Raw genomic sequence first — 19,933 nt, 5'->3', positions numbered from 1 at the left:
GATACGTGTGACGTCGTCCCGGTGACCTGTCAGTGAAACGCCACAGAAACAGCCCGGTTCCGTTGCGACCACGCTCCCTTCGCGACCGTCATTGCCGTGCACCCGGCCGGTCACGACCAAGGACGCCCCGGATCCGGATCAACGAACCAATGAATGGATGACGGGGGTTGGTCGGAGTGGTAGAACCCGGCATGTCCACGGCTGATCGGGCCCGGACCACGCTGCTGTGCGTGCCGTTCGCGGGTGCGGGAGCCTCGTTCTTCCATCCGTGGCGGGCACTGGCCGCCGGCCGCTGGCAGGTGGTCCCGGTCGAACTGCCCGGCAGGGAGCGGCGGATCCTGGAGACGCCGTACCGAAGTGTCGTCGAAGCGGCCAAGAACTCGGTCGACGACATTGTCGCGGGCCTCGGTGAAGGGGCACGGGCCGTGCTGTTCGGGCACAGCCTCGGCGCAGTTCTCGCGTACGAGTTGGTGCATCTGCTGAGCGCGCGGGATGTGTGCGTCGAGCGGCTGGTCGTGAGTGGTTCGCCGGGACCGTGGACGCAGCGGGAGCGGCGGGCGACGGGGCTACCGGACGAGGAGTTCCTCGTCCGGGTCGAAGAGTTCGCGGGGTTCCGGCACCCGGCTCTCGACCATCCGGAGATGCGTGAGCTGATCCTCCCCGTGTTGCGGGCAGACTGCGAAATGCACGAGAACTACGTACCGAGCATCGACGAACCGGTGGGGGTGCCGATCTGTTCGATCCGGGGCAGCTCCGACGGCCTGGTCCAAGCGGAACATGCGCAGGAATGGCGGAGCGCTACCACGAGTGGGTTCAGCTATGCGGAGTTGCCGGGCGATCACATGTACCTGGTCGATCAGGCCCGGAAGGTGCTGGACCTGATCGAGGCGGAATCTGCCTGCGGTGGCTCGTGCCCCGTGCCGGAAGCGCGCGAATTCTGAGAATCCCCTAGGAGAGTTACCGCCCTCAACCGTTCGACAAGGTAATCAAGGAGACAGCGATTATGGCTGAGCCGATCGTGAGCCTGCTGAACCCCGAATTCGAAGAAGACCCCATCGGAGCCTTCGCGCGCCTGCGGGAAAGGTCCCCGCTCGTTCGCATCGGGTTCCCGGGTGGGCCGCCGGTCTGGATGATCACACGGAGCGAAGAGCTCAAGAAGGCGTGGAGTGACCCGCGACTCGTGACGAACATCAGCAATGTGCCGGGCCATCGAGGGCCCAGCATCGCGGACCAGGTGCTCGCCACTCTCGATGTGCCGAACGAGATGCTGCGCTACTTCACCTCCAACCTGATGCTCCAGGACGGCAAGAATCACACGCGGTTGCGCCGCCTGGTGGCGCCCGCGTTCACCGTCCGGCGCATGAAGGCACTGCGACCGCGTATCGAAGAGGTTTCTGCCCGGCTCCTCGACGCCTTGGCGCAGAAGGGATCCGGCGACCTCCTGCGGGAGTACGCCACACCGTTGACCGGTGCTGTCATCTGCGATCTCGTCGGCATCGACGAGGCCGATCAGCCACAGGTACGGCAGTGGATGGACGAGTACGCCAACGTCGACCACGACTTCACCGCCAGTGCCTTGGGCCTGTTCGAGTACACCAAGGAGCTCATCGAGCGACGCCGGGCCGAGCCCGCGGATGACATGATCTCCACGCTGGTGCAGCCGATGGACGAGGACGGGGACCGGCTCAGCGAGGACGAGATAGTCTCGATGGTCGGCGTACTGGTGAACGGCGGGTACCATTCCACCGCCCATTTCATTCCCAACGCCGTTCTCACCCTCCTCGACAATCCGGATCAGGTAGCCCTACTGCGCGCCAGGCCGGAAGCATTGCCGCACGCCATCGACGAGTTGATGCGGATCGCGAATCCCATCCCGAACGCCGGACCGCGGTACGCGGCCGAGGACATGGAGCTCGCCGGGGTCGCGATCTGCAAGGGCGATGCGGTGACCGGATCTCTTCAGTCCGTCAACTACGACCCCCGGGTTTTCTCCGAGCCCGAGCGGTGCAATGTGGAGCGGGTACTGAAGCGTGGGGAAGGTCATCTCGCCTTCGGCGCGGGCCCGCACCGCTGCATCGGCGCGGCGCTCGCCGAACTCGAAGGCACGGTAGCTCTCGATCACCTGTTTATCCAGCACGACAGTCTGGAACTCGCGGTGAAGAGCAGCGAATTGAGGTACCGGGAGCTGATCCCCGGCGGCGCCCGGCTGTTCTCCGCGTTTCCCGTACGCCTGTGAGGACCTGTCCGACGACTCGCGCGGGCGCCCCCGAACACATCGTGTTCGGGGGCGCCTGTATGTGTACATGACCCGGATGACCCGTGCGGTACTGGCTCACGACCTTGCTCTGGACGTGGAACACATGACGCCCTCCGGAAGTGACCACCCGGGGCCGGCACGTCCTTCGCCGGCCGGCCGATGGTCCACCGTAGGGAACGGCGCACCATCGGCCGGTGAGGAGGGGATCAGCGCTTGACGGTGCCTTCGCGCAGACGGTCGATCATGTGCCGAGTCGTCTCGATCGGGCTCTCGTCGGGAAGGCTCCCCGTACGCGGCGGCAGCGCCTCGTTGAGCGCGGCCACTCGGTCGTTCCAACCGTCCTGCCCGGCGAAGGGAACCGTCTCGCCCTCCTGGTGAGCGGGGAACGGGCGATAGCTGTTCAGGCCGTTGGTGTCGGCTCCGCGTACGAGCAGGGGGTCGAGATAGATGCCCTCGCTGTGGATCCGCGTGGTCGTCGAGATGTAGCCGATGTCGAGACCGCACCGTCGTTTGGCGGAGGTGTTCGCCTCCGAGCAGTGCAGCAGATGGGGATGGTGGATCGAGACGTCGCCCGGCTGGAGTTCGATGTCCACGACTCCGCGCTCCTCCGCCCACTCCCGCACCAGATTCTCGTCGGCGGCGGAGAACAGCATGTTGGGCTCGTCCGTGCGGACCGAAGGTTTGTGCAGCGGCAGTACGTGACTACCGGGGATCATCCGCAAGCAGCCGTTCTCCGTGGTGCTCTCGTCGACGGCCAGCCACACCGTCAGCGCCTCCATCGGACTCAGCGTCCAGTAGGCGCCGTCCTGGTGCCACAGGACGGGCTGCCCGTCGTACGGGGGCTTGCAGATGTAGTGGGCGGTGAAGCATGCCAGATTCGGGCCGAGGAAGAACTCGGCGATGTCCACCAGACGGGACTCCGAGACCAGACGTGCCCAAAAGGCGTCGTTGCGGATCAGCGGATGATGGAAGTGTTCGGGGCGCAAGTCCGGATACTTACGGGTGAGCCAGTCGACATGGGCGCGCGCCTCGTCCAGGAGATCCGATGGCACGACGTTGCGGATGATAGAGAAGCCCTGCTCGGCGTAGTCCGCCGCAGCCTTTTCCAGAAGGCCATCGCCAAGTCTTTTCATGCGTCGGCTCCTTCTCAGGTCTGCCAGTTTATTGCCGTGCAGAATAAGTTAAATGGAGCCGCCATGGCTTACTGTCCGCCAGCTCTTGGAGTTTGGTCCCGATAACGCGGTCCCGTGGCCAACCGCAGCAGCGCGCGCCGGACCATTCCGCGGTTCCTCGGCAGTGCAATACTCTGCCCTCGGAGCAGGGGAGTGTCAATCGTGGATCCGCCTCTGGCGAATCCGAGGTCGCCGTGGGAGATGAATAGACACCCTCCGGCAAGATGAGCGGGCGCAGAATCGACCCTGCGTGATCGATATCGCTGCCGATCTCCACAGGGCAACGACCCTTGTCGGCGGAGTGGACTACGGATCAAAATACGATGACAGGCGCCGACCTAAGCGTCGGCGCCTGTCATCCAGGTATTTTGTGAGGCTGTTGATCCGGTAACCCACCGGGTGCTCGCGGTGCGGAGACGCTGCCGACGGAGGGTGATTGTCCTGCTGACGGGACAACCCCTACACCGCCCTGGCAGGGGACGAGCGCGGGCGGAGGCCCCCGCGCTCATGCCGCCTACTTCGGGTCGCGGTCGAACTGTGCCTTCGACCAGCGGTAGCCGAGGACGGAGATGCCCACGCACCAGGCGATGCTGATCCACCCGTGGTTGCCGATCTCGGTGCCGAGCAGCAGGCCGCGCAGCGTCTCGATGGCGGGGGTGAAGGGCTGGTACTCGGCGAACGGCTGGAACCAGCCCGGCATCGTGTCGGCCGGGATGAAGGCGCTGGAGATGAGCGGCAGGAGGATCAGCGGCATCGCCATGTTGCTCGCGGCTTCGGCGTTCGGGCTGGCCATGCCCATGCCGACCGCGATCCAGGTGAGTGCCAGGGAGAACAGTGCGAGGATCCCGAACGCCGCCAGCCACTCCAGGACGGTGGCGTCGGTGGACCGGAAGCCGATGGCCACCGCAACAACACCGACAAGGATCAGGCTGGCGAGGACCTGGAGCACGCTCCCGACGACGTGTCCGATGAACACGGACCCGCGGTGGATGGCCATGGTGCGGAAGCGGGCGATGATGCCCTCGGACATGTCGGTGGCGACGGACACCGCGGCCCCGATCACGGTGCTGCCGATGGTCATCATCAGAATGCCCGGGACGATGTAGGCGATGTAGTCGGAACGGTCCGCGCCGCCGCCTCCGATGCCTGCGCTCATCACGTCGCCGAAGATGTAGACGAAGAGCAGCAGCATCATGATCGGCGTGAGCAGCAGGTTCAGCGTCAGGGACGGGTAGCGCCGCGCGTGGAGGAGGTTGCGGCGCAGCATGGTGTTCGAGTCACGGACGGCGAGTGAGAGGGAGCTCATCGGGCGTTCTCCTTGGACTGGGCAGGGACCTTGGTGCTGCCTGTGAGGGCGAAGAACACGTCGTCGAGGTCGGGGGTGTGCACGGTCAACTCGTTCGCCTCGACGCCGACCGAGTACAGCCAGTCGAGGATGGAGCTCAGCTCGCGCTGGCTGCCGTCGCTGGGGAGTTGGAGCGCCAGTGCCTCGTCGTCCCGGGCGGCCTCGCGCAAGGCGGAGGCGGCCGATTGGTAGGCGGCCGGGTCGGTGAAGCGGAGCCGGACGTGCCCGCCGGGGATGAGCCGCTTGAGCTCCTCGGCGGTGCCTTCGGCGGCGATTTTGCCGTCGTTGAGCACGGCGATGCGGTTGGCCAGTTCGTCGGCTTCTTCCAGGTACTGAGTGGTGAGGAAGACGGTCACCCCGTCGGCGACGAGTTCGCGGATGATCTGCCACATGTCGTGGCGGCTGCGGGGGTCGAGGCCGGTGGTGGGCTCGTCGAGGAAGATGATCCGCGGGTTGCCGACCAGGGTCATGGCGAGGTCGAGGCGGCGCTTCATGCCGCCCGAGTAGGTGGAGGCGGGCTTTTGGGCGGCGTCGGTGAGGTCGAAGCGCCTCAGTAGTTCGGCGGTTGCCTGCCGGCCATCGCGCTTGGTCAGGTGGTGCAGGTCGGCCATGAGGAGCATGTTCTCCTCGCCGGTGATCAAGCCATCGACGGCGGAGAACTGACCGGTGACGCCGATCGCGGCGCGCACGGCCTGGGGAGCGGTGGTGATGTCGTGGCCCGCGACCTGGGCCTGCCCGCCGTTGGCGGTGATGAGGGTGGAGAGGATCTTGACGGCGGTGGTCTTGCCGGCGCCGTTCGGGCCGAGCAGCGCGAAGACGGACCCGGCCGGGATGTTCAGGTCGATGCCGTCGAGGACGGTCTTGTCGCCGTACGACTTGCGCAGACCGACAGCGGAGATGGCGGCGGACGACGGGTGACCGTCCCCCTTTTTGGGTGTGGGCATGACAGATGAAGGCATGGAGCCCTCCCTCTCGAAGGCTGAAGTGATGCGGGGATCGGGCGAGATGAGGCTGGTGGGGGTATGGAGGCGCTCAGACCTTGGCGCGGAAGATGTCGATGTTGCCCCAGTTGGTCCGTGCGCGTACCTTGACGGTGTCCTCGGTCGGCTCCGGGGCCTCGGACGCGGTGAGCGTGTTGCGTACCTGCCCGTGGTTGGTGTTGACGTCGAGCCAGGCAGCGGCCCCATCGCGGATGCCGACCTCGATGGAACCGTTGGAGGTCTCCAACTGGACGTTGCCGCAGGCGACGTCGGCGATGCGGAGGAGACCGTTGGTGGTGGTGCCGGTGACCGATGCCTCGGCGCGCGCGATGTCGATGACGCCGTTGGTGCCGTTCACCCGCAGCTCGCCGGTCACGGCCCCGACGGTCGTGGTGCCGTGCGAGTTCTTGAGGACGGCGGGGCCGTCGACGAGGCCGACGCGCACGTTGCCGGTGCTGCTGGTGATCTCGGCCAGGCCCTCGACCCGGTCAATGGTGCTTGAGCCGTGCGATGCCTTCAGTTGCAGTGGGCCCGTGGTGTCGATGCGGACGTCGCCGGCCGAGGTCGTCACGCGGACTGTGCCGAGCCGGCCCTCACCGATCACATTGGTACCGGCGCCGTTCATGTCGATGTCGGAGCCGGTGGGCAGTTCGACCGTCACGTCGACGGTGCCACCGCGCCCGAGCGGATTGGCCTTGGGGGTGGTGACGGTCAGGACGCCACTCGCGTAGGTGACCTTGGTCTGGTCGGCCGTCCGTACGTCCAGTTGCTTCTGCGGGTCGCGGGGCTGTACCTCGGCGACGGTGTCGCGGCGGTCGCCCGCGGTGAACCGGATGGAACCGGCGTACACGTAGGCGGTGACCGAAATCGGTTCGGGAGTATCGAAAGAAGGCATGGCTGTCCCGTTCTTATGGGTCCTGGGGCGGTTCCCGCTGGTGGGGCGTGGTGCGGGTGAAGTGGTGCGGGTGGGGCTAGCGCACCCAGCCCGTGAAGTTCTGTCCGATGGTCTGGGTCCGCTCCGTCGGCCGCGGTCGCCCGCCGCCGTCGACCGCGGCCGAAACGGCGCGCACCAGCCACGCGTTGACGGACAGGCCCTCACGGGTCGCGGCCTCTTCGGCGCGCGACTTGAGGTGGGCCGGCAGGCGCAGATTGACGCGGGCGGTGCCGCTCTCGTCGCCGTCGGACGGGGCCGGGGCCCTGAGCGGTTCGACGGGCGGTGCCTGCTCCGCGGGGGTGTCGTCGGTCGGTGGCAGTGTCACCACGAAGTCGGGGTCGAGTCCGCGCAGTCGTATGTCGACCGAGCCGGGGGCGAGCTCGTGGGTGATCTCGTCCATCGCGTCGGAGAGCACATTGAGCATGGTCAGCCGGATCGCCGAGGCCAGGGGAGTGGTGAGTCTCTCGGCCAGCTCGCGGGCATCGTCCCCGCAGGCGTCGGCGGCCACCGCGAGTTCGCGGTGGATTGAGTCAACGTACGGGGTCAGCTCCATGACGCTATGGTGGCACCACATTGGCACACGCGCAAGCCTGAGTGGTGTCCTGTGTCGAGCGGAATCAGGGAGAAGTGGCCTGAACTGCGGAAAAGTGGAGCAGAAGTGAGCCACTGTGGCGCCACGCTCGAACGGGCGTCCTGCACGGCCTGAAGGGCACATAACGACGCCGGATGGCACCCCTATGGCACCATCCGGCGTCCTGATGTGTCATGTAGGCCGGCTCGAAGGTGACACCACGCCGCGCCACGGTCTCAGTGGCGGCTGTGGCCGCGGATCACGGGGGGACTGCTCGCCGACACCGCCATCCGCGCCTCACCAGTCGAACGCCTCGCCGTCGGTCCGCTTCTCGATGCAGTACCTGCGGAAGGCTCGGGCCTTGGTGATCATGCCAAGGTCCCCGGTGCGCCGGGCGGCCTCCTCGTACCACTCGAACACCGAGGTGGCAGGTGCGCGCCGTTCGAAGTGGAGCGTGGCGAATCGACGGAAGTCCGACCGCATGGTCGCCGGGGTCAACGGTCGTCCGGAGCCCAGGAGCTCTTCGAGCTCCGCTTCTGTCGCCTCAGGTCGTTCGATGATCCGGATCGGCTCGGTCGCGGGAACGTCGTTGCGGATCGCGACGGGCTCCTCGGCATCCGAGAAGTCGAGACAGAGGGAGAGCCGGGCGGTCTCGGCGGAACTGCAAGCGGAATGGGGGGCAGTCGTGTGTATCTTCCACACCTCACCGCGGCGCAGGTGATAGACGATGTCATTCTCTGAGTGGAGGGATTCCTCAGAGGTGCGCAACGGAATCTGCAACCTGGTTCCTGGCTCAGCGAATTCAAGGAAGTCCACGTGTGGGGCCATGACTCCGTCACGGAGGCTGAAGATACGCACCCACTGCAACCGGTCCAGGGAAAAATGCCCGGTCACCAGGGACATGATGCCCGGCAACTGCCTCCCCAGTTCGGTGAGGGCCAGGCGGCCACTGTGGGGGCGGAAGGCGATGTCGGATTCTGCGCCGCTGCCGTTGGCCAGCACATGGCACGTCCACGACCCGAAGGTGAGGGCGTCATACTCGCCTCCGTACTCGTGGCGGTCCACGACGGAGAATTCAGAATCCAGATCGTATGAGTCGATGGGCAGCACCGCGAGCCGTTGCGACTTAAGCAACTAAATCCCCCTCAGTATGCGATTGGTTTGACGCACCCGGAAACTGCTGGATATTCCTCCGGATCGTCACCTGGCTGCTCCCGAGGTCGAATGGCCCAGGGAGTGTGGCAGGCTAGCCGCACATTGTGGGTCATAGCCAGAGAGTTGTGGGTAATAGTCAGCGAGCGCAGTCGTCCGCGTGGGTAATGACTGCTCTACGATCGTCGGTGAAGGCACGCTCACCCATGTCGCGCAGGTCTTCCTCGTTCACCGCCACCTCCTGTCCTGTCAGCGGGACAACCGGTGCCCCCGGCTAGGTGTCCGCCCGGTCATCTCTTGCGCGGGGTTTCCTCGGCTCTTTACCGTGGCGTCCCGATGGTGTCCCCCCGATGACGCCCTCCGATGGGGTCGGGTAAATGATCAATGTCGGGACGGCGTCGCGGACACCAGCAGCCGGCCATGGCTTGTCGATGCACACTTCACCTTCTGCTCAGACCGGACACCACCGGTGCGCTGTGAGCAGAAGAGAATCACCAGAGACTCGTCCCGTTCGGCGGAGAAGGAAGGGCTGGAAATGGCATTGGGGCCGGGGGTCCACCAGCGAGATGGACAGGATGGGGCGTCAGAACCACAAGCCGCGCCTTCAAGCGCGCCGGCGCCACTCGTGCAGGAGATCTCGGCGCTGTGGGGGGAATACCTCGGCGGTTGCGAGGTCGCGGCCGATGACGACTTCTTCGCGCTCGGCGGCAATTCTCTGATCGGGATCAGGATCATCGACCGAGTGTCACGAGACTACGGCGTTGAACTGTCCGTGCGCGATTTCTACCTGGCGCAGACCCCGGCCCAGGTCGCCGAGTTGATCGCTCAAGGGAGGGCGCGGACGTGAGGTTGACACCGGGTACCGGGAGCGACATCGATCTCGGCCGAGTCAACCTGTTCGATCTGAACCTCTACAGCTCGGGCGATCCGCACGCGATCTGGGACGTGATGAGGAGGAAGGCGCCCCTGCACCACCAGGTCCTGCCGGACGGCCGGGAGTTCTGGTCGGTGACTCGATACGACGACGTCTCCCGCGTGCTCAGTGACCACCGTGCGTTCACCTCGGAGCGTGGCACGGTCGTCACCCACCTCGGCATGGACGATGTCGCGGCGGGCAAGCTGCTGACGTCCACCGATCCGCCGCGACACACCCAGGTCCGCAGGGCGATCGGTGCCGGGCTCACCGCGCGGGCGCTGGCGTCCTGGGAGGACCGGATCCGGCAGGTGATCGTCCGCTTCCTCGAACCGGCGAGCGATGGCGATGTCTTCGACCTGGCCGAGCAGGCGCTGCTCCTCCCCGCGATCGTCACGGGCCCCATTCTGGGGATCCCGGAGCGTGACTGGGACGAACTCGTCCAGCTAACCGCGATGGTGACGGCACCCTCGGACCCGCACTTCCAGCACGGGAGCGAAGCCGCGACGCTGGCCATCTCCCACCACGAACTCGTCAGCTACGTCACCGAGTGGGTCAAACGGCGGCGGCTGGCCGGAGGCGCGGACGGGAGCCTGCTCGACCACCTCATGAGCGCCCGCGTGGGGGACGCGCCGTTGACCGACGAGGAGATCGCTCTCGACGGCTACAGCATTCTCCTGGGTGCCAACGTGACGACGCCGCATACCGTCGCGGGCACGGTGCACGCCCTCATCGAGCGGCCCGAGCAGTTCGCGAAGGCACAGGCCGACCCGTCGCTGGTGCCGAACCTGGTCGAGGAAGGGCTGCGCTGGTCATCGGCCGCGTGCAACTTCATGCGGTACGCGGTGGACGACGTCCGGATCGGCGGGGGCACGATCCCGGCCCGTGGGGCGGTCGTCGCGTGGATCGGTTCGGCCAATCGGGACGAGTCCCAGTTCCCGGATCCGCACGCGTTCGACGTCACGCGGAGCGGCGCGAAGCGCCAGGTCGCGTTCGGGTTCGGGCCCCACTTCTGCGTCGGGGCACCGCTGGCCAGGATGACCCTGCGCATCTTCTTCGAAGAACTGCTCCAGCGGTTCGGATCGATCGACCTCGCCGGCGAACCGCAGCACCTGCGGTCGTACTTCATCGCCGGAATGACCCATCTCCCCATCGTCGTGCAGAATCGAAGGACGCCATGACACCTGGCTCCGGCACCGCCGCGTCGCCGTGGTTCGTCCGGCCGTCGTCCCCCGCGCACCCCGCCCGCATCTTCTGCTTCCCCTTCTCCGGGTCCGGGGCTTCGGCCTTCAGCGCCTGGCCGGCCGTCATCGACGACATCGAGGTCTGCCCGGTACAGTTCCCGGGTCGCGAGAACCGGCTGTCCCATCCGCACTACGGCACCTACGAGAACCTCGCCGCCGACTTGGCCGACTCGTTGGTGCCGCTGATCGATCGGCCCTTCGCGTTCTTCGGGCACTGTGCGGGCGCGCTGCCCGCGGTCGAGACCGTGGTCCGGCTCGCCGCTCTCGGTCTGCCCGGACCGGACTGCCTCTTCGTGTCGGGCCAGCCGGCACCGCACGACGCCTCGCGCGACCGGATGCTCACCATGACCGAACCCGAACTCCGCGCCGAGGTGGTGTCGTTCGTTCGCAGCCGAGGGATCGAACTACGACCGGACATGATCGACATGGGGCTGTCCGTGCTGCTCAGCGATCGAGCCGCCGCGCGGGCGTACCGGCGGGCGGAGCCGGTCGTGGTGCGATGCCCGATCGTCGTCGTGCACTGGCGGGACGACCCGGAGGTAAGCCTCGATCAGCTCCAGGGATGGCGTCAGTACTCGGATTCGGTCGACTTCCGGGTCGTCGACGGCGGGCATCACGCGTTCGCGGACGCGCCCGACGCATTGCGGAAGGTGTTGACCTGTTGGCGGTGAACGGAGTGCAGCCCGCAGTAGCTGTCATCGGTATGTCGTGCCGTTTCCCCGGCGTTCACGACCTGGGGGGATTCTGGCGCTTACTGCTCGACGGGAAGTCGACCGTCGGAAGGTTCCCCGAACATCGAGCAGGCGCCTCGAACTCCACTGCGCACCCGGACACGGCCACCGTGACCTCGGGTTCGTTCTTCGAGTCCATCGACGGGTTCGACGCGCCGTTCTTCGGCACGGGTGCGGCGGAGGCGGCTGCCATGGACCCGGTGCAGCGGCTGGGTCTTGAGCTCGCCTGGGAGGCAGTGGAGGACGCCCGTGTCCCGGCGACCGCGCTTGCGGGCCGCGAGATCGACGTACTGGTCGGTGCCGCGTCCTCCGGGTACGACGTGCTGCGCCGGCTGTCCCGGAGCGACCGGTCCGACCACTACGCCGCGCTCGGTTCGAGCGGCGCGTTGATCGCGAACCGGATCTCCCATCTGTTCGACGTCCGCGGCATGAGTTTCTGTGCGGACTCGGGCCAGTCCTCCTCCCTCGTGTCGTTGGCGCTGGCATGTGAACGGATACACGTCGGCGCGGTCGACATGGCGCTCGTGGGCGGGGTGAACCTGATCGTCGATCCGGAGGCGGGACTCGGCCTGGCAAATCTGGGCGCCCTGTCGCCCGACGGTCGCTGCTTCGCCTTCGACGAGCGGGCCAGCGGTTTCGTACGGGGGGAGGGCGGCGGATTCGCCCTGCTGAAGCGGCTCGACCTCGCCGTAGCCGACGGTGACCACATCTACGCGGTGGCCCGTGGCTGGAGTGTCGGCAGCGGTGGCGCCTCCTCCCGGATGCCGGACCCCAGCCCCGGTGCGCAGTCGGCGACGGTGCTGTCCGCTCTGCGACGCGCGGCCGTCCCGTTCGACGATGTCGACTACGTCGAGGCCCACGGCACCGGAACACGCCTTGGCGATCCGGCCGAGATATCCGGCCTGCGCGAGGTGTTCCGCGCGACCGGCCGCAGCCGCCCCTTGGTGATCGGCTCGGTGAAGACGAACGTCGGACACCTGGAGCCGGCCGCGGGGATCGTCGGCTTCTTGAAGGCGGCGCTCTGCCTGGACCGCGCTGAGCTGGTTCCGAGTCTGAACTTTCGATCCCCGAACCCCGCCATGCCCGACTTCCGTAAGGACTTCGAAGTGCTCAGCACGGCACGGCCCTGGCCGAGTGCGCCGGGCCGGCCGCGGGGGGCGGGGGTGTCGGCGTTCGGGATGGGTGGCACGAACGCACACGTGATCCTCGAAGAGGCGCCAGGGGGGCGGATGGAGGCATCTGCCGTGGGCGCGCCGGGCGCGGCCGGACCGAGGGAGAGCATGGGCCCGTCCTCCGCGGTACTGCCGTGGGTGCTCTCGGCGCGGTCGGGGCCCGCACTGCGGGAGCAGGCGGCGCGGCTGCGCGGTCTCGTGGCCGCGGACGCGTCGCTGTCGGCGGCCGATGTGGGGTACTCGCTGGTGTCGACGCGGTCGTCGTTCGAGCACCGGGCGGTACTGCTGGGCGGTGACCGTGCGGAGCGGCTGGTCGGCCTGGACGCGCTGGTGGCGGGCGAGGACTCGGCGCGGGTGCTCCGGGGAGTGGTCGAAGGACCGGTAGGTCCCGTGGTCTTCGTGTTCCCCGGTCAGGGCTCGCAGTGGGACGGTATGGGAAGGCAGTTGTACGCGGAGTCGGAGGTCTTCGCGCGCGGGATCGACGCGTGTGCGCAGGCCCTGGCACCGTGGGTGGACTGGTCGCTGGTGGATGTGCTGACCGGTGCGGAGTCGGCCGCGTCGCTGGACCGGGTGGACGTGGTCCAGCCGGTGCTGTTCGCGGTGATGGTGTCGCTGGCCCGGGTGTGGCGCTCGCTTGGGGTGACACCGGACGCGGTGATCGGTCACTCGCAGGGAGAGATCGCCGCGGCGTGCGTGTCGGGCGCGCTCTCGCTTGAGGACGCGGCGCGCATCGTCGCCCTGCGCAGCCGGGCCCTGACTGAACTCACCGGGCTGGGCGGTGGGATGAGCGTGGTGTTCGCGTCCCCCGCATGGGTCCGGAGCCAGATGGGACAGTGGTCCCGGCGGCTCTGTGCGGCCGCGATCAACGGGCCGGCTTCGGTGGTGCTCTCCGGGGACGACGAGGCGCTGGACCAGTTCGCCGCGATGGCCGCCGGCGAGGGGGTCCGGATGCGTCGGGTCACGGTCGACTACGCGTCACACTCCCACCACGTCGAACGCATCCGTGATCGTCTGCTCGTGGACCTCGCCGACGTCTCGCCGAAGGAAACGGCGGTGGAGTTCCACTCCACGGTCACCGGGGAGGTGCGCGACCCCCAGACGCTCGACGGCTCGTACTGGTACGACAACCTGCGCTCCATGGTGCGATTCGGCGAGGTCGTCGAGCGCCTGATGCGTGAACGCGGTGGAACGTTCGTGGAGGTCGGTCCGCATCCGGTGCTCGGGGTGGCGATGGCGGAGACTGCCGACGCGCTGGCCGCCTCGCCGCCGGTGGTGGCCACCCTGCACAAGGACGACGGGAGCGCGGGCAGGGTCCTGGCATCGCTGGCCGAGCTGTATGCACGAGGTACACCGGTGAACTGGGAGGCGGTGTTCGCCGTCCATCGACCACGCCGGATCGACCTGCCGACCTACGCGTTTCAGCGGCAGCGGTACTGGCTGACGGCACCCGACGACACCGGAACCACGGAGACGGGCTCCACCGCGCAGGTGATCGGGTCGCTGGCGTCGGCCCTCGAGCTCGTGTGCGCCGCGACCGCAGCGGTGCTGAGCACGAAGGACGCGGCCCTGACGGGTGTCGATCTCGCGGCGAGGTCGAGCGAAACCTTCAAGGACCTGGGTTTCGACTCCGCCATGGCCGTCCGGCTGCGCAACCGGCTCACCACGGTGGCCGGTGTGCGGCTCCCGGCCACCGTCGCGTTCACCTACCCCACCCCGCGAGCGCTCGGACACCACATCTTCTCCCTCCTCACGCCGGAAGTGCCCGATACCCCGGACCCGGAGAGTCCGGAAGATCGTAGTGATGACGAACTGTACGAACTGATCGACCGCGGATACGTCTGAGCGACTGTTGGGGAGGCATGGGTGGAGGACATCGACAAGCTTCGGTCCTACCTGCGACGCGCCGTCGGCGACGCGCAGACGCTGCGCGAGCGGGTGCGCGAGCTGGAGGAGTCCGCTCGCGAGCCCATCGCGGTCGTCGGTGTGGGCTGTCGCTTCCCGGGTGGGGTGATGTCCCCCGAAGATCTGTGGCGACTGGTGTCCGACGGTGTGGACGCGGTGGGTGACTTCCCGCAGGACCGTGGTTGGGACGTGGAGGCGCTCTACGACCCGGATCCCGAGGCGCGCGGGAGGACGTACACCCGGTCGGGCGGGTTCCTGTCCGGTCTCGCCGAGTTCGACGCGGCGTTCTTCGGCATCAGCCCGCGCGAGGCGCTGGCGATGGATCCGCAGCAGCGGTTGATGTTGGAGACGTCGTGGGAGGCGCTGGAGCGGGCGGGTATCGACCCGTCCGCTCTGCGGGGCTCGGCGACCGGGGTGTTCACCGGGATCTACGGGGTCGACTACGGCCCGCGGATGGGCGGCGGGGCGGCCGCCGATGTGGAGGGTTTCGCGATCGCGGGGACGTACACCAGCGTGGCCTCGGGCCGGGTGGCGTACGTGCTGGGTCTGGAAGGTCCCGCGGTGTCGGTGGACACCGCGTGCTCGTCGTCGCTGGTCGCCGTCCACCAGGCGGTGCGCTCCCTGCGGTCCGGGGAGTGCGCGTTGGCGTTGGCCGGAGGGGTGTCTGCGCTGCCGACTCCGGGGCTGTTCGTGGAGGTCGCCAGACAGCGGGGCCTGTCCGTCGACGGGCGGTGCAAGTCATTCGCGGAGGCGGCCGACGGAACCGGTTGGGGCGAGGGCGCGGGCGTGCTGGTGCTTGAGCGATTGTCGGACGCGAGGCGCCACGGGCGTCGGATCCGGGCGTTGATCCGGGGCTCGGCGATCAACCAGGATGGCGCGTCTAACGGGTTGACCGCACCGAACGAATTGGCGCAGCGGCGGGTCATCCGAGCGGCCCTGGCCGATGCCGGACTGGCGCCCGGCGAGGTGGACGCGGTGGAAGCGCACGGTACCGGCACGAAGCTGGGCGACCCCATCGAGGCGGAGGCGCTGCTGGCCACCTATGGACAGGACCGGGACCCCGGTGCCCCGTTGTGGCTGGGCTCGCTGAAGTCGAACATCGGCCACACGCAGGCGGCCGCGGGCGTCGGCGGGATGATCAAGATGATCACGGCGATGCACTACGGAGCGCTGCCCAGGACGCTGCACGTGGACCGGCCGACCCCGCAGGTCGACTGGTCGGCCGGGGCGGTGGAGCTGCTGACCGAAGCCAGGGAGTGGGCCAGCGCGCCGGGACGGCCACGGCGCGCGGGCGTGTCGTCCTTCGGGGTCAGCGGCACGAACGCGCACCTCGTCATCGAACAGGCGGTCGACATCCATGAGCAGGCGCCCGAGACCCTTGAGCGGGCACCCGGCCAGGTGGGCACCGGCCCCCCTGGGGCGGTGCCCTGGGTGCTGTCCGCGCGCTCGGCGGAGGCACTGCGGGAGCAGGCGCTGCGGCTGCGGGACAGCGTGGCAGCGGATCCGGACCTGCCGGTCGCCGGGGTCGGATACTCGCTGGTGGCGACGCGATCGCTGTTCGAGCACCGTCAGGTGGTGGTCGGTGCGGACCGGGACGAGCTGCTCTTCGGCCTGACCGCAGTTGTCGAACGAGACAGGAATCCCCGGGGCGTGGTCTCCGGCGTCGCGAAGCCGGTGGGCAAGACGGTGTTCGTGTTCCCGGGCCAGGGGTGCCAGTGGGTGGGCATGGGGCGCGAGCTATGGGAGACGAACCCGGTCTTCGCCGAGCAGATGCGCGCGTGCGCACAAGCGCTGGAGCCATGGGTGTCGTGGTCGTTGACGGACACCGTGTGCGGGGGCCCGGCCGCGGCGGACCTGGATCGGATCGACGTCGTCCAGCCGGTGCTGTTCGCGGTGATGGTGTCGCTGGCCCGGGTGTGGCGTTCGCTCGGGGTGACACCGGACGCGGTGATCGGCCACTCCCAGGGTGAGATCGCCGCGGCCTGCGTCGCCGGAGCCCTGACACTGCAGGACGCGGCCAAGATCGTGGTCCTGCGCTCCCGGCTGCTGGCCACGGCCACCCGGGAGGGCGGCATGGCCGGGATCGTGGCGACCGAAGACCGGGTACGGGACCTGCTGGAGCGGATGGCGTCCCGGGCCGCGGTTGCCGCGGTCAACGGACCGTACTCGACGACGGTCTCGGGTGCGGCCTCGGCCGTCAGGGAGCTGGTCGCGAGCTGTGAGTCCGAGGGCATACACACGCGGTGGATCCCGGCGAGCGTTCCCGGACACTCGCCGCTGATGGACCGGTTCGAGGCCCCGTTACGGGACGAGCTGGGTGGGATCACCCCCATGTCCTCGTCGGTGCCGTTCTACTCGACGGTGACCGGTGGGCTGCTGGACACCATGGAGCTGGACGCGGCCTACTGGTTCCGCAACATGCGGGAACCGGTCCGCTTCGCAGCCACCGTAAGGAACCTCCTCGAACGGGAGCACCGTGCGTTCATCGAGGTCAGCCCGCACCCGCTGCTCACGGTCAACCTCCAGGAGATGCTCGACGACACCCCCGGTGTCGCCGGGGTGGTGGCGGGTTCGCTGCGCCGCGGTCAGGGGGGGATCGCACGGTTGTACCGGTCGGCGGCCGAGGTCTTCGTCGCGGGCGTCGCGGTGTCGTGGGAGGCGGTGTTCCCGGCCGAGCACGGCCGGTGGGTCGAGTTGCCCACGTACGCCTTCCAGCGACAGCGCTACTGGCTGACCACACCCGGCGAAACCACCATCGAGAGCACGTCGGACCACCCGCTCCTCGATGCCGTGATCGACCTGCCCGATGACGGAGAGCGCGGTGGAGTGGTGGCCAGCGGGCGCCTGTCCCTGCGGCGCCACCCGTGGCTCGCCGACCACATGGTCCACGGCGCGGTCCTGGTACCGGCAACCGTACTGGTGGAGATGGCGGTGTGGGCGGCGAACAAGGTGGGCTGCGACACCGTCGACGAACTCACCCTGGAAGCACCGCTGGTGCTGTCTCGTACGACCGATCGCGAGATCCGCGTCGTGATGGACGGCAACCGTGTGATCGGTGTGCACTCACGGGGCGAGGGCGAACCAGAGTGGACGCGGAACGCCGTCGGGGTCGTCGGGTCCAGTGCCGGAGGAACCAGCCGGGAGGAGGGCCTCGTCGCGTGGCCTCCCGCGGGTGCGGTCGAGGTGCCCTTCGAGGAGGAGTACGCCCGGCTGTCCGCCATCGGATTCGACCACGGACCCCTGTTCCGTGGTCTGAAGGAGGTGTGGCGCCACGACGACGCCCTGTTCACGAAGGTGGAGCTGCCCGCGCCCGTCGACGCGGTTCCGGGCCGCCGGTTCCAGATCCACCCGGCGCTGCTCCACACCGCGTTGCTCCCGATCGGCCTGGGGCAGGTTATCGGCAACACCAGGTCCGAAGGCTGGCTGCCGTTCCACTGCACGGGCGTCTGGATGAACTCCACCGAGTCGACCGTGCTGCGCGTCCGTCTCGCGCCGGCGGGGGAGAACACGCTGTCCATGACCATCGTGGATCAGAACGGAGCACCCGTCGGTGGCATCGAATCGCTGAGTCTGCGGCCCGCGGACCTTGAGGAGCTGACCGAACTGAGTCGCGACCACCGCGACGCGCTGTTCCAGGTGGACTGGGTTCCCTTCCCGGTTCCGTCAGCGGAGGGCGAGAGCCGGTACGCCGTGTTGGGAGAGTCCGACGCGCTCACCGCGTCCCTGGGACCGGGCGGGGCGGTCTTCGCCGACCTCGACGAACTCTCCGGTTCCGGCCAGCAGATACCCCCTGTCGTCATCGCCGGCATCGACCGGGCGGTCGCCGGCGACACCCTCGCCGCCGTCGAGCGGAACCTCGACCGTGTGCTGCGGTGGATGCGGGACTGGCTCACCGACCACCGGTTCGCCGACGCACGCCTGGTCGTCGTGACGCGGGGAGCGATCCAGCACGACCGGGTAACCCCCGCCGACCCCGCGGGAACCGCGACCTGGGGACTCTTGCGCACCGCGCAGACCGAGAACCCGGGCCGGTTCACCCTCGTGGACACGGACGACCAGCCCGCTTCGTGGGCGGGCATCCCGACGCTGGCCGCCACCGGAGAACCCCAGCTCATGATCCGAGCCGGCGTGGTGACCATCCCGCAACTCGTGCACGCCCGCGCCGCATCCGTCGGTCGCCGAACCCTCGGCAAGGCGGCAGATGCTTCCGCTCTCGGATCCGGGACGGTGCTGATCACCGGTGGTACCAGCGGTTTGGGCGCGATGCTGGCCCGGCACCTCGTGGCCCGACACGAGGTACGCCGGCTGCTGCTGATCAGCAGGCGAGGACCGGGGGCTCCCGCGGCGGCAGGGCTGCGGGAGGAATTGACCGCGGCAGGGACGCAGGTCGAGGTCGTGGCGTGCGATGTCACGAACCGTGAGTCCGTCGCCGAGCTGATCGCCGCGGTGCCGGACGAGCACCCGCTGACGGCGGTGATCCACTGCGCCGCCACGCTGGACGACGGGGTCGTCACGGCGTTGACCAAGGACCGCGTGGATTCGGTGCTCGCGCCGAAGGCGCATGGCGCCTGGCATCTGCACGAGCTGACCCAGCATCTGGACCTGTCCGCGTTCGTCCTGTTCTCCTCGATCGCGAGTGTGCTCGGGACGACGGGGCAGGCCAACTACGCAGCGGCCAACGCCTTCCTCAACGGTCTGGCGGAGGCCCGCCGCGCCGAGGGGTTGGCCGCCACCTCGTTGTGCTGGGGCTACTGGGCGGAACGCAGTGAGCTGGGCGCCGATCTCGGTGCGGTGGACATCGGACGCCTGCAACGGCAGGGCGTGCAGCCGATGGCTTCGCATGAGGGGCTCGCGCTCTTCGACGCGGCGATGTCGCGGGACGAACCGGTGCTGGTGCCGGCACGTCTGCGTCTCGCCGCACTGAGCGCGGCGCACGCCGGCCAAGCGGGTTCGCCGCTCCTACGCGGTCTGATCGGAACACCTGAGACGCTTGGCGGTTCGGGGAGCCAGGAGGTCACCGACGTCGGACTCGCACAGCAGATGGGGTCGTTGCCACCGGCCCAAGCGGAGACGCTGGTGCTCGATGCCGTTCGGGTGCAGACCGCGCTCGTCCTCGGCCACGCCGACACCGGGCTGATCGGTCCCGCGGTGGCGTTCAGGGATCTGGGAATCGACTCGCTCACGGCGCTTGAGCTGCGGAACAGGCTGTCGACGGTCACCGGCTTGAAGCTGTCCGCCACGCTCGCTTTCGACTACCCGAACCCGATCGCCGTCGCGCAGTTCCTGATCGGGGTCATCACCCCTGGCCCCGGGTGCGACCAGGCGTCTCCGGCCGATCGGCTGACCCGGGAGATCGAAGGTCTTGGCGCTCGACTCGAAGACGCGTTCCTCGGTCTCGCGGACGAGGACAAGGCCGCCCTCTCCACACGGCTCGGCGCGTTGCAGGGCCGATTCCGTTCGATGGCGGGTGAGGCATCAACGGTTGGCATCGTCGACCGGATCAGTTCGGCATCAGCGGGAGAGCTTCTCTCGCTGCTGGACGAAGAGCTCGGCTAGAGGA

12 protein-coding genes and 1 pseudogene are annotated in these 19,933 nt (G+C 68.3%); 7 read left to right on the top strand and 6 right to left on the bottom strand.

Annotated features, from left to right (window positions below; translation table 11 throughout):
* Positions 1-191 precede the first annotated feature (191 nt).
* Together ACH4S7_RS32080 and ACH4S7_RS32075 are read left to right on the top strand one after the other, a co-directional pair.
* A complete protein-coding gene (locus ACH4S7_RS32080; RefSeq protein ID WP_398524875.1) occupies positions 192-941 on the top strand; it encodes a thioesterase II family protein in 750 nt (249 codons plus the stop codon).
* 62 nt (positions 942-1,003) lie between these two features.
* On the top strand, positions 1,004-2,236 hold the full coding sequence (locus tag ACH4S7_RS32075; protein ID WP_398524874.1) for a cytochrome P450: 1,233 nt from the start codon (positions 1,004-1,006) through the stop codon (positions 2,234-2,236).
* A gap of 227 nt (positions 2,237-2,463) precedes the next feature.
* On the opposite strand, the gene ACH4S7_RS32070 is transcribed toward ACH4S7_RS32075, so the two are convergent.
* The 6 genes from ACH4S7_RS32070 to ACH4S7_RS32045 form a co-directional block, all read right to left on the bottom strand.
* Positions 2,464-3,390 (bottom strand): phytanoyl-CoA dioxygenase family protein, encoded by a 927-nt coding sequence (locus ACH4S7_RS32070; RefSeq protein ID WP_398524873.1) that lies wholly within the window; start codon positions 3,388-3,390, stop codon positions 2,464-2,466.
* A gap of 553 nt (positions 3,391-3,943) precedes the next feature.
* Entirely contained in the window at positions 3,944-4,735 is a 792-nt protein-coding gene (locus ACH4S7_RS32065; protein WP_398524872.1) for an ABC transporter permease, read from the bottom strand.
* Entirely contained in the window at positions 4,732-5,733 is a 1,002-nt protein-coding gene (locus ACH4S7_RS32060) for an ATP-binding cassette domain-containing protein (protein ID WP_398524871.1), read from the bottom strand. The genes ACH4S7_RS32065 and ACH4S7_RS32060 overlap by 4 nt, the downstream gene beginning before the upstream one ends.
* A 73-nt stretch (positions 5,734-5,806) precedes the next feature.
* Positions 5,807-6,649 (bottom strand): DUF4097 family beta strand repeat-containing protein, encoded by an 843-nt coding sequence (locus ACH4S7_RS32055; RefSeq protein ID WP_398524870.1) that lies wholly within the window; start codon positions 6,647-6,649, stop codon positions 5,807-5,809.
* 76 nt (positions 6,650-6,725) lie between these two features.
* Positions 6,726-7,241, bottom strand: a complete 516-nt coding sequence (locus ACH4S7_RS32050) for a toxin-antitoxin system HicB family antitoxin (protein ID WP_398524869.1) — start codon at positions 7,239-7,241, stop codon at positions 6,726-6,728.
* A 315-nt stretch (positions 7,242-7,556) separates the two neighbouring features.
* Positions 7,557-8,393 carry a putative nonproteinogenic amino acid hydroxylase gene (locus tag ACH4S7_RS32045; protein WP_398524868.1) on the bottom strand — a complete coding sequence of 279 codons (837 nt, stop codon included), beginning with the start codon at positions 8,391-8,393 and terminating at the stop codon, positions 7,557-7,559.
* 643 nt (positions 8,394-9,036) lie between these two features.
* Here ACH4S7_RS32045 and ACH4S7_RS32040 point away from each other — a divergent pair.
* The 5 genes and pseudogenes from ACH4S7_RS32040 to ACH4S7_RS32020 form a co-directional block, all read left to right on the top strand.
* Positions 9,037-9,258, top strand: coding sequence for a phosphopantetheine-binding protein (locus ACH4S7_RS32040; protein ID WP_398524867.1), 222 nt, complete (start codon positions 9,037-9,039; stop codon positions 9,256-9,258).
* Entirely contained in the window at positions 9,255-10,505 is a 1,251-nt protein-coding gene (locus tag ACH4S7_RS32035; protein ID WP_398524866.1) for a cytochrome P450, read from the top strand. The genes ACH4S7_RS32040 and ACH4S7_RS32035 overlap by 4 nt, the downstream gene beginning before the upstream one ends.
* A complete protein-coding gene (locus ACH4S7_RS32030; protein ID WP_398524865.1) occupies positions 10,502-11,239 on the top strand; it encodes a thioesterase II family protein in 738 nt (245 codons plus the stop codon). The genes ACH4S7_RS32035 and ACH4S7_RS32030 overlap by 4 nt, the downstream gene beginning before the upstream one ends.
* The gene (locus tag ACH4S7_RS32025) at positions 11,131-14,313 is read left to right on the top strand and encodes a type I polyketide synthase (protein ID WP_398524864.1); all 3,183 of its coding nucleotides are present in this window, start codon (positions 11,131-11,133) and stop codon (positions 14,311-14,313) included. Before ACH4S7_RS32030 ends, ACH4S7_RS32025 begins: the two co-directional genes overlap by 109 nt.
* A 33-nt stretch (positions 14,314-14,346) precedes the next feature.
* Positions 14,347-19,929, top strand: a pseudogene (locus tag ACH4S7_RS32020) (type I polyketide synthase); the annotation flags it as partial.
* Between the last annotated feature and the right edge of the window lie 4 nt (positions 19,930-19,933).

The sequence above is a fragment of the Streptomyces sp. NPDC020965 genome (genome assembly GCF_044333555.1).
Lineage (GTDB): Bacteria > Actinomycetota > Actinomycetes > Streptomycetales > Streptomycetaceae > Streptomyces.
This window is presented reverse-complemented; position numbering and strand designations above follow the sequence as displayed.

Excerpts from the sequence above, each read along its gene's own strand:
- ACH4S7_RS32080 (WP_398524875.1), top strand. The coding sequence starts at position 192 with ATGTCCACGGCTGATCGGGCCCGGACCACGCTGCTGTGCGTGCCGTTC.
- ACH4S7_RS32075 (WP_398524874.1), top strand. The coding sequence starts at position 1,004 with ATGGCTGAGCCGATCGTGAGCCTGCTGAACCCCGAATTCGAAGAAGAC.
- ACH4S7_RS32070 (WP_398524873.1), bottom strand. The coding sequence starts at position 3,390 with ATGAAAAGACTTGGCGATGGCCTTCTGGAAAAGGCTGCGGCGGACTAC.
- ACH4S7_RS32065 (WP_398524872.1), bottom strand. The coding sequence starts at position 4,735 with ATGAGCTCCCTCTCACTCGCCGTCCGTGACTCGAACACCATGCTGCGC.
- ACH4S7_RS32060 (WP_398524871.1), bottom strand. The coding sequence starts at position 5,733 with ATGCCTTCATCTGTCATGCCCACACCCAAAAAGGGGGACGGTCACCCG.
- ACH4S7_RS32055 (WP_398524870.1), bottom strand. The coding sequence starts at position 6,649 with ATGCCTTCTTTCGATACTCCCGAACCGATTTCGGTCACCGCCTACGTG.
- ACH4S7_RS32050 (WP_398524869.1), bottom strand. The coding sequence starts at position 7,241 with ATGGAGCTGACCCCGTACGTTGACTCAATCCACCGCGAACTCGCGGTG.
- ACH4S7_RS32030 (WP_398524865.1), top strand. The coding sequence starts at position 10,502 with ATGACACCTGGCTCCGGCACCGCCGCGTCGCCGTGGTTCGTCCGGCCG.
- ACH4S7_RS32025 (WP_398524864.1), top strand. The coding sequence starts at position 11,131 with ATGGCGTCAGTACTCGGATTCGGTCGACTTCCGGGTCGTCGACGGCGG.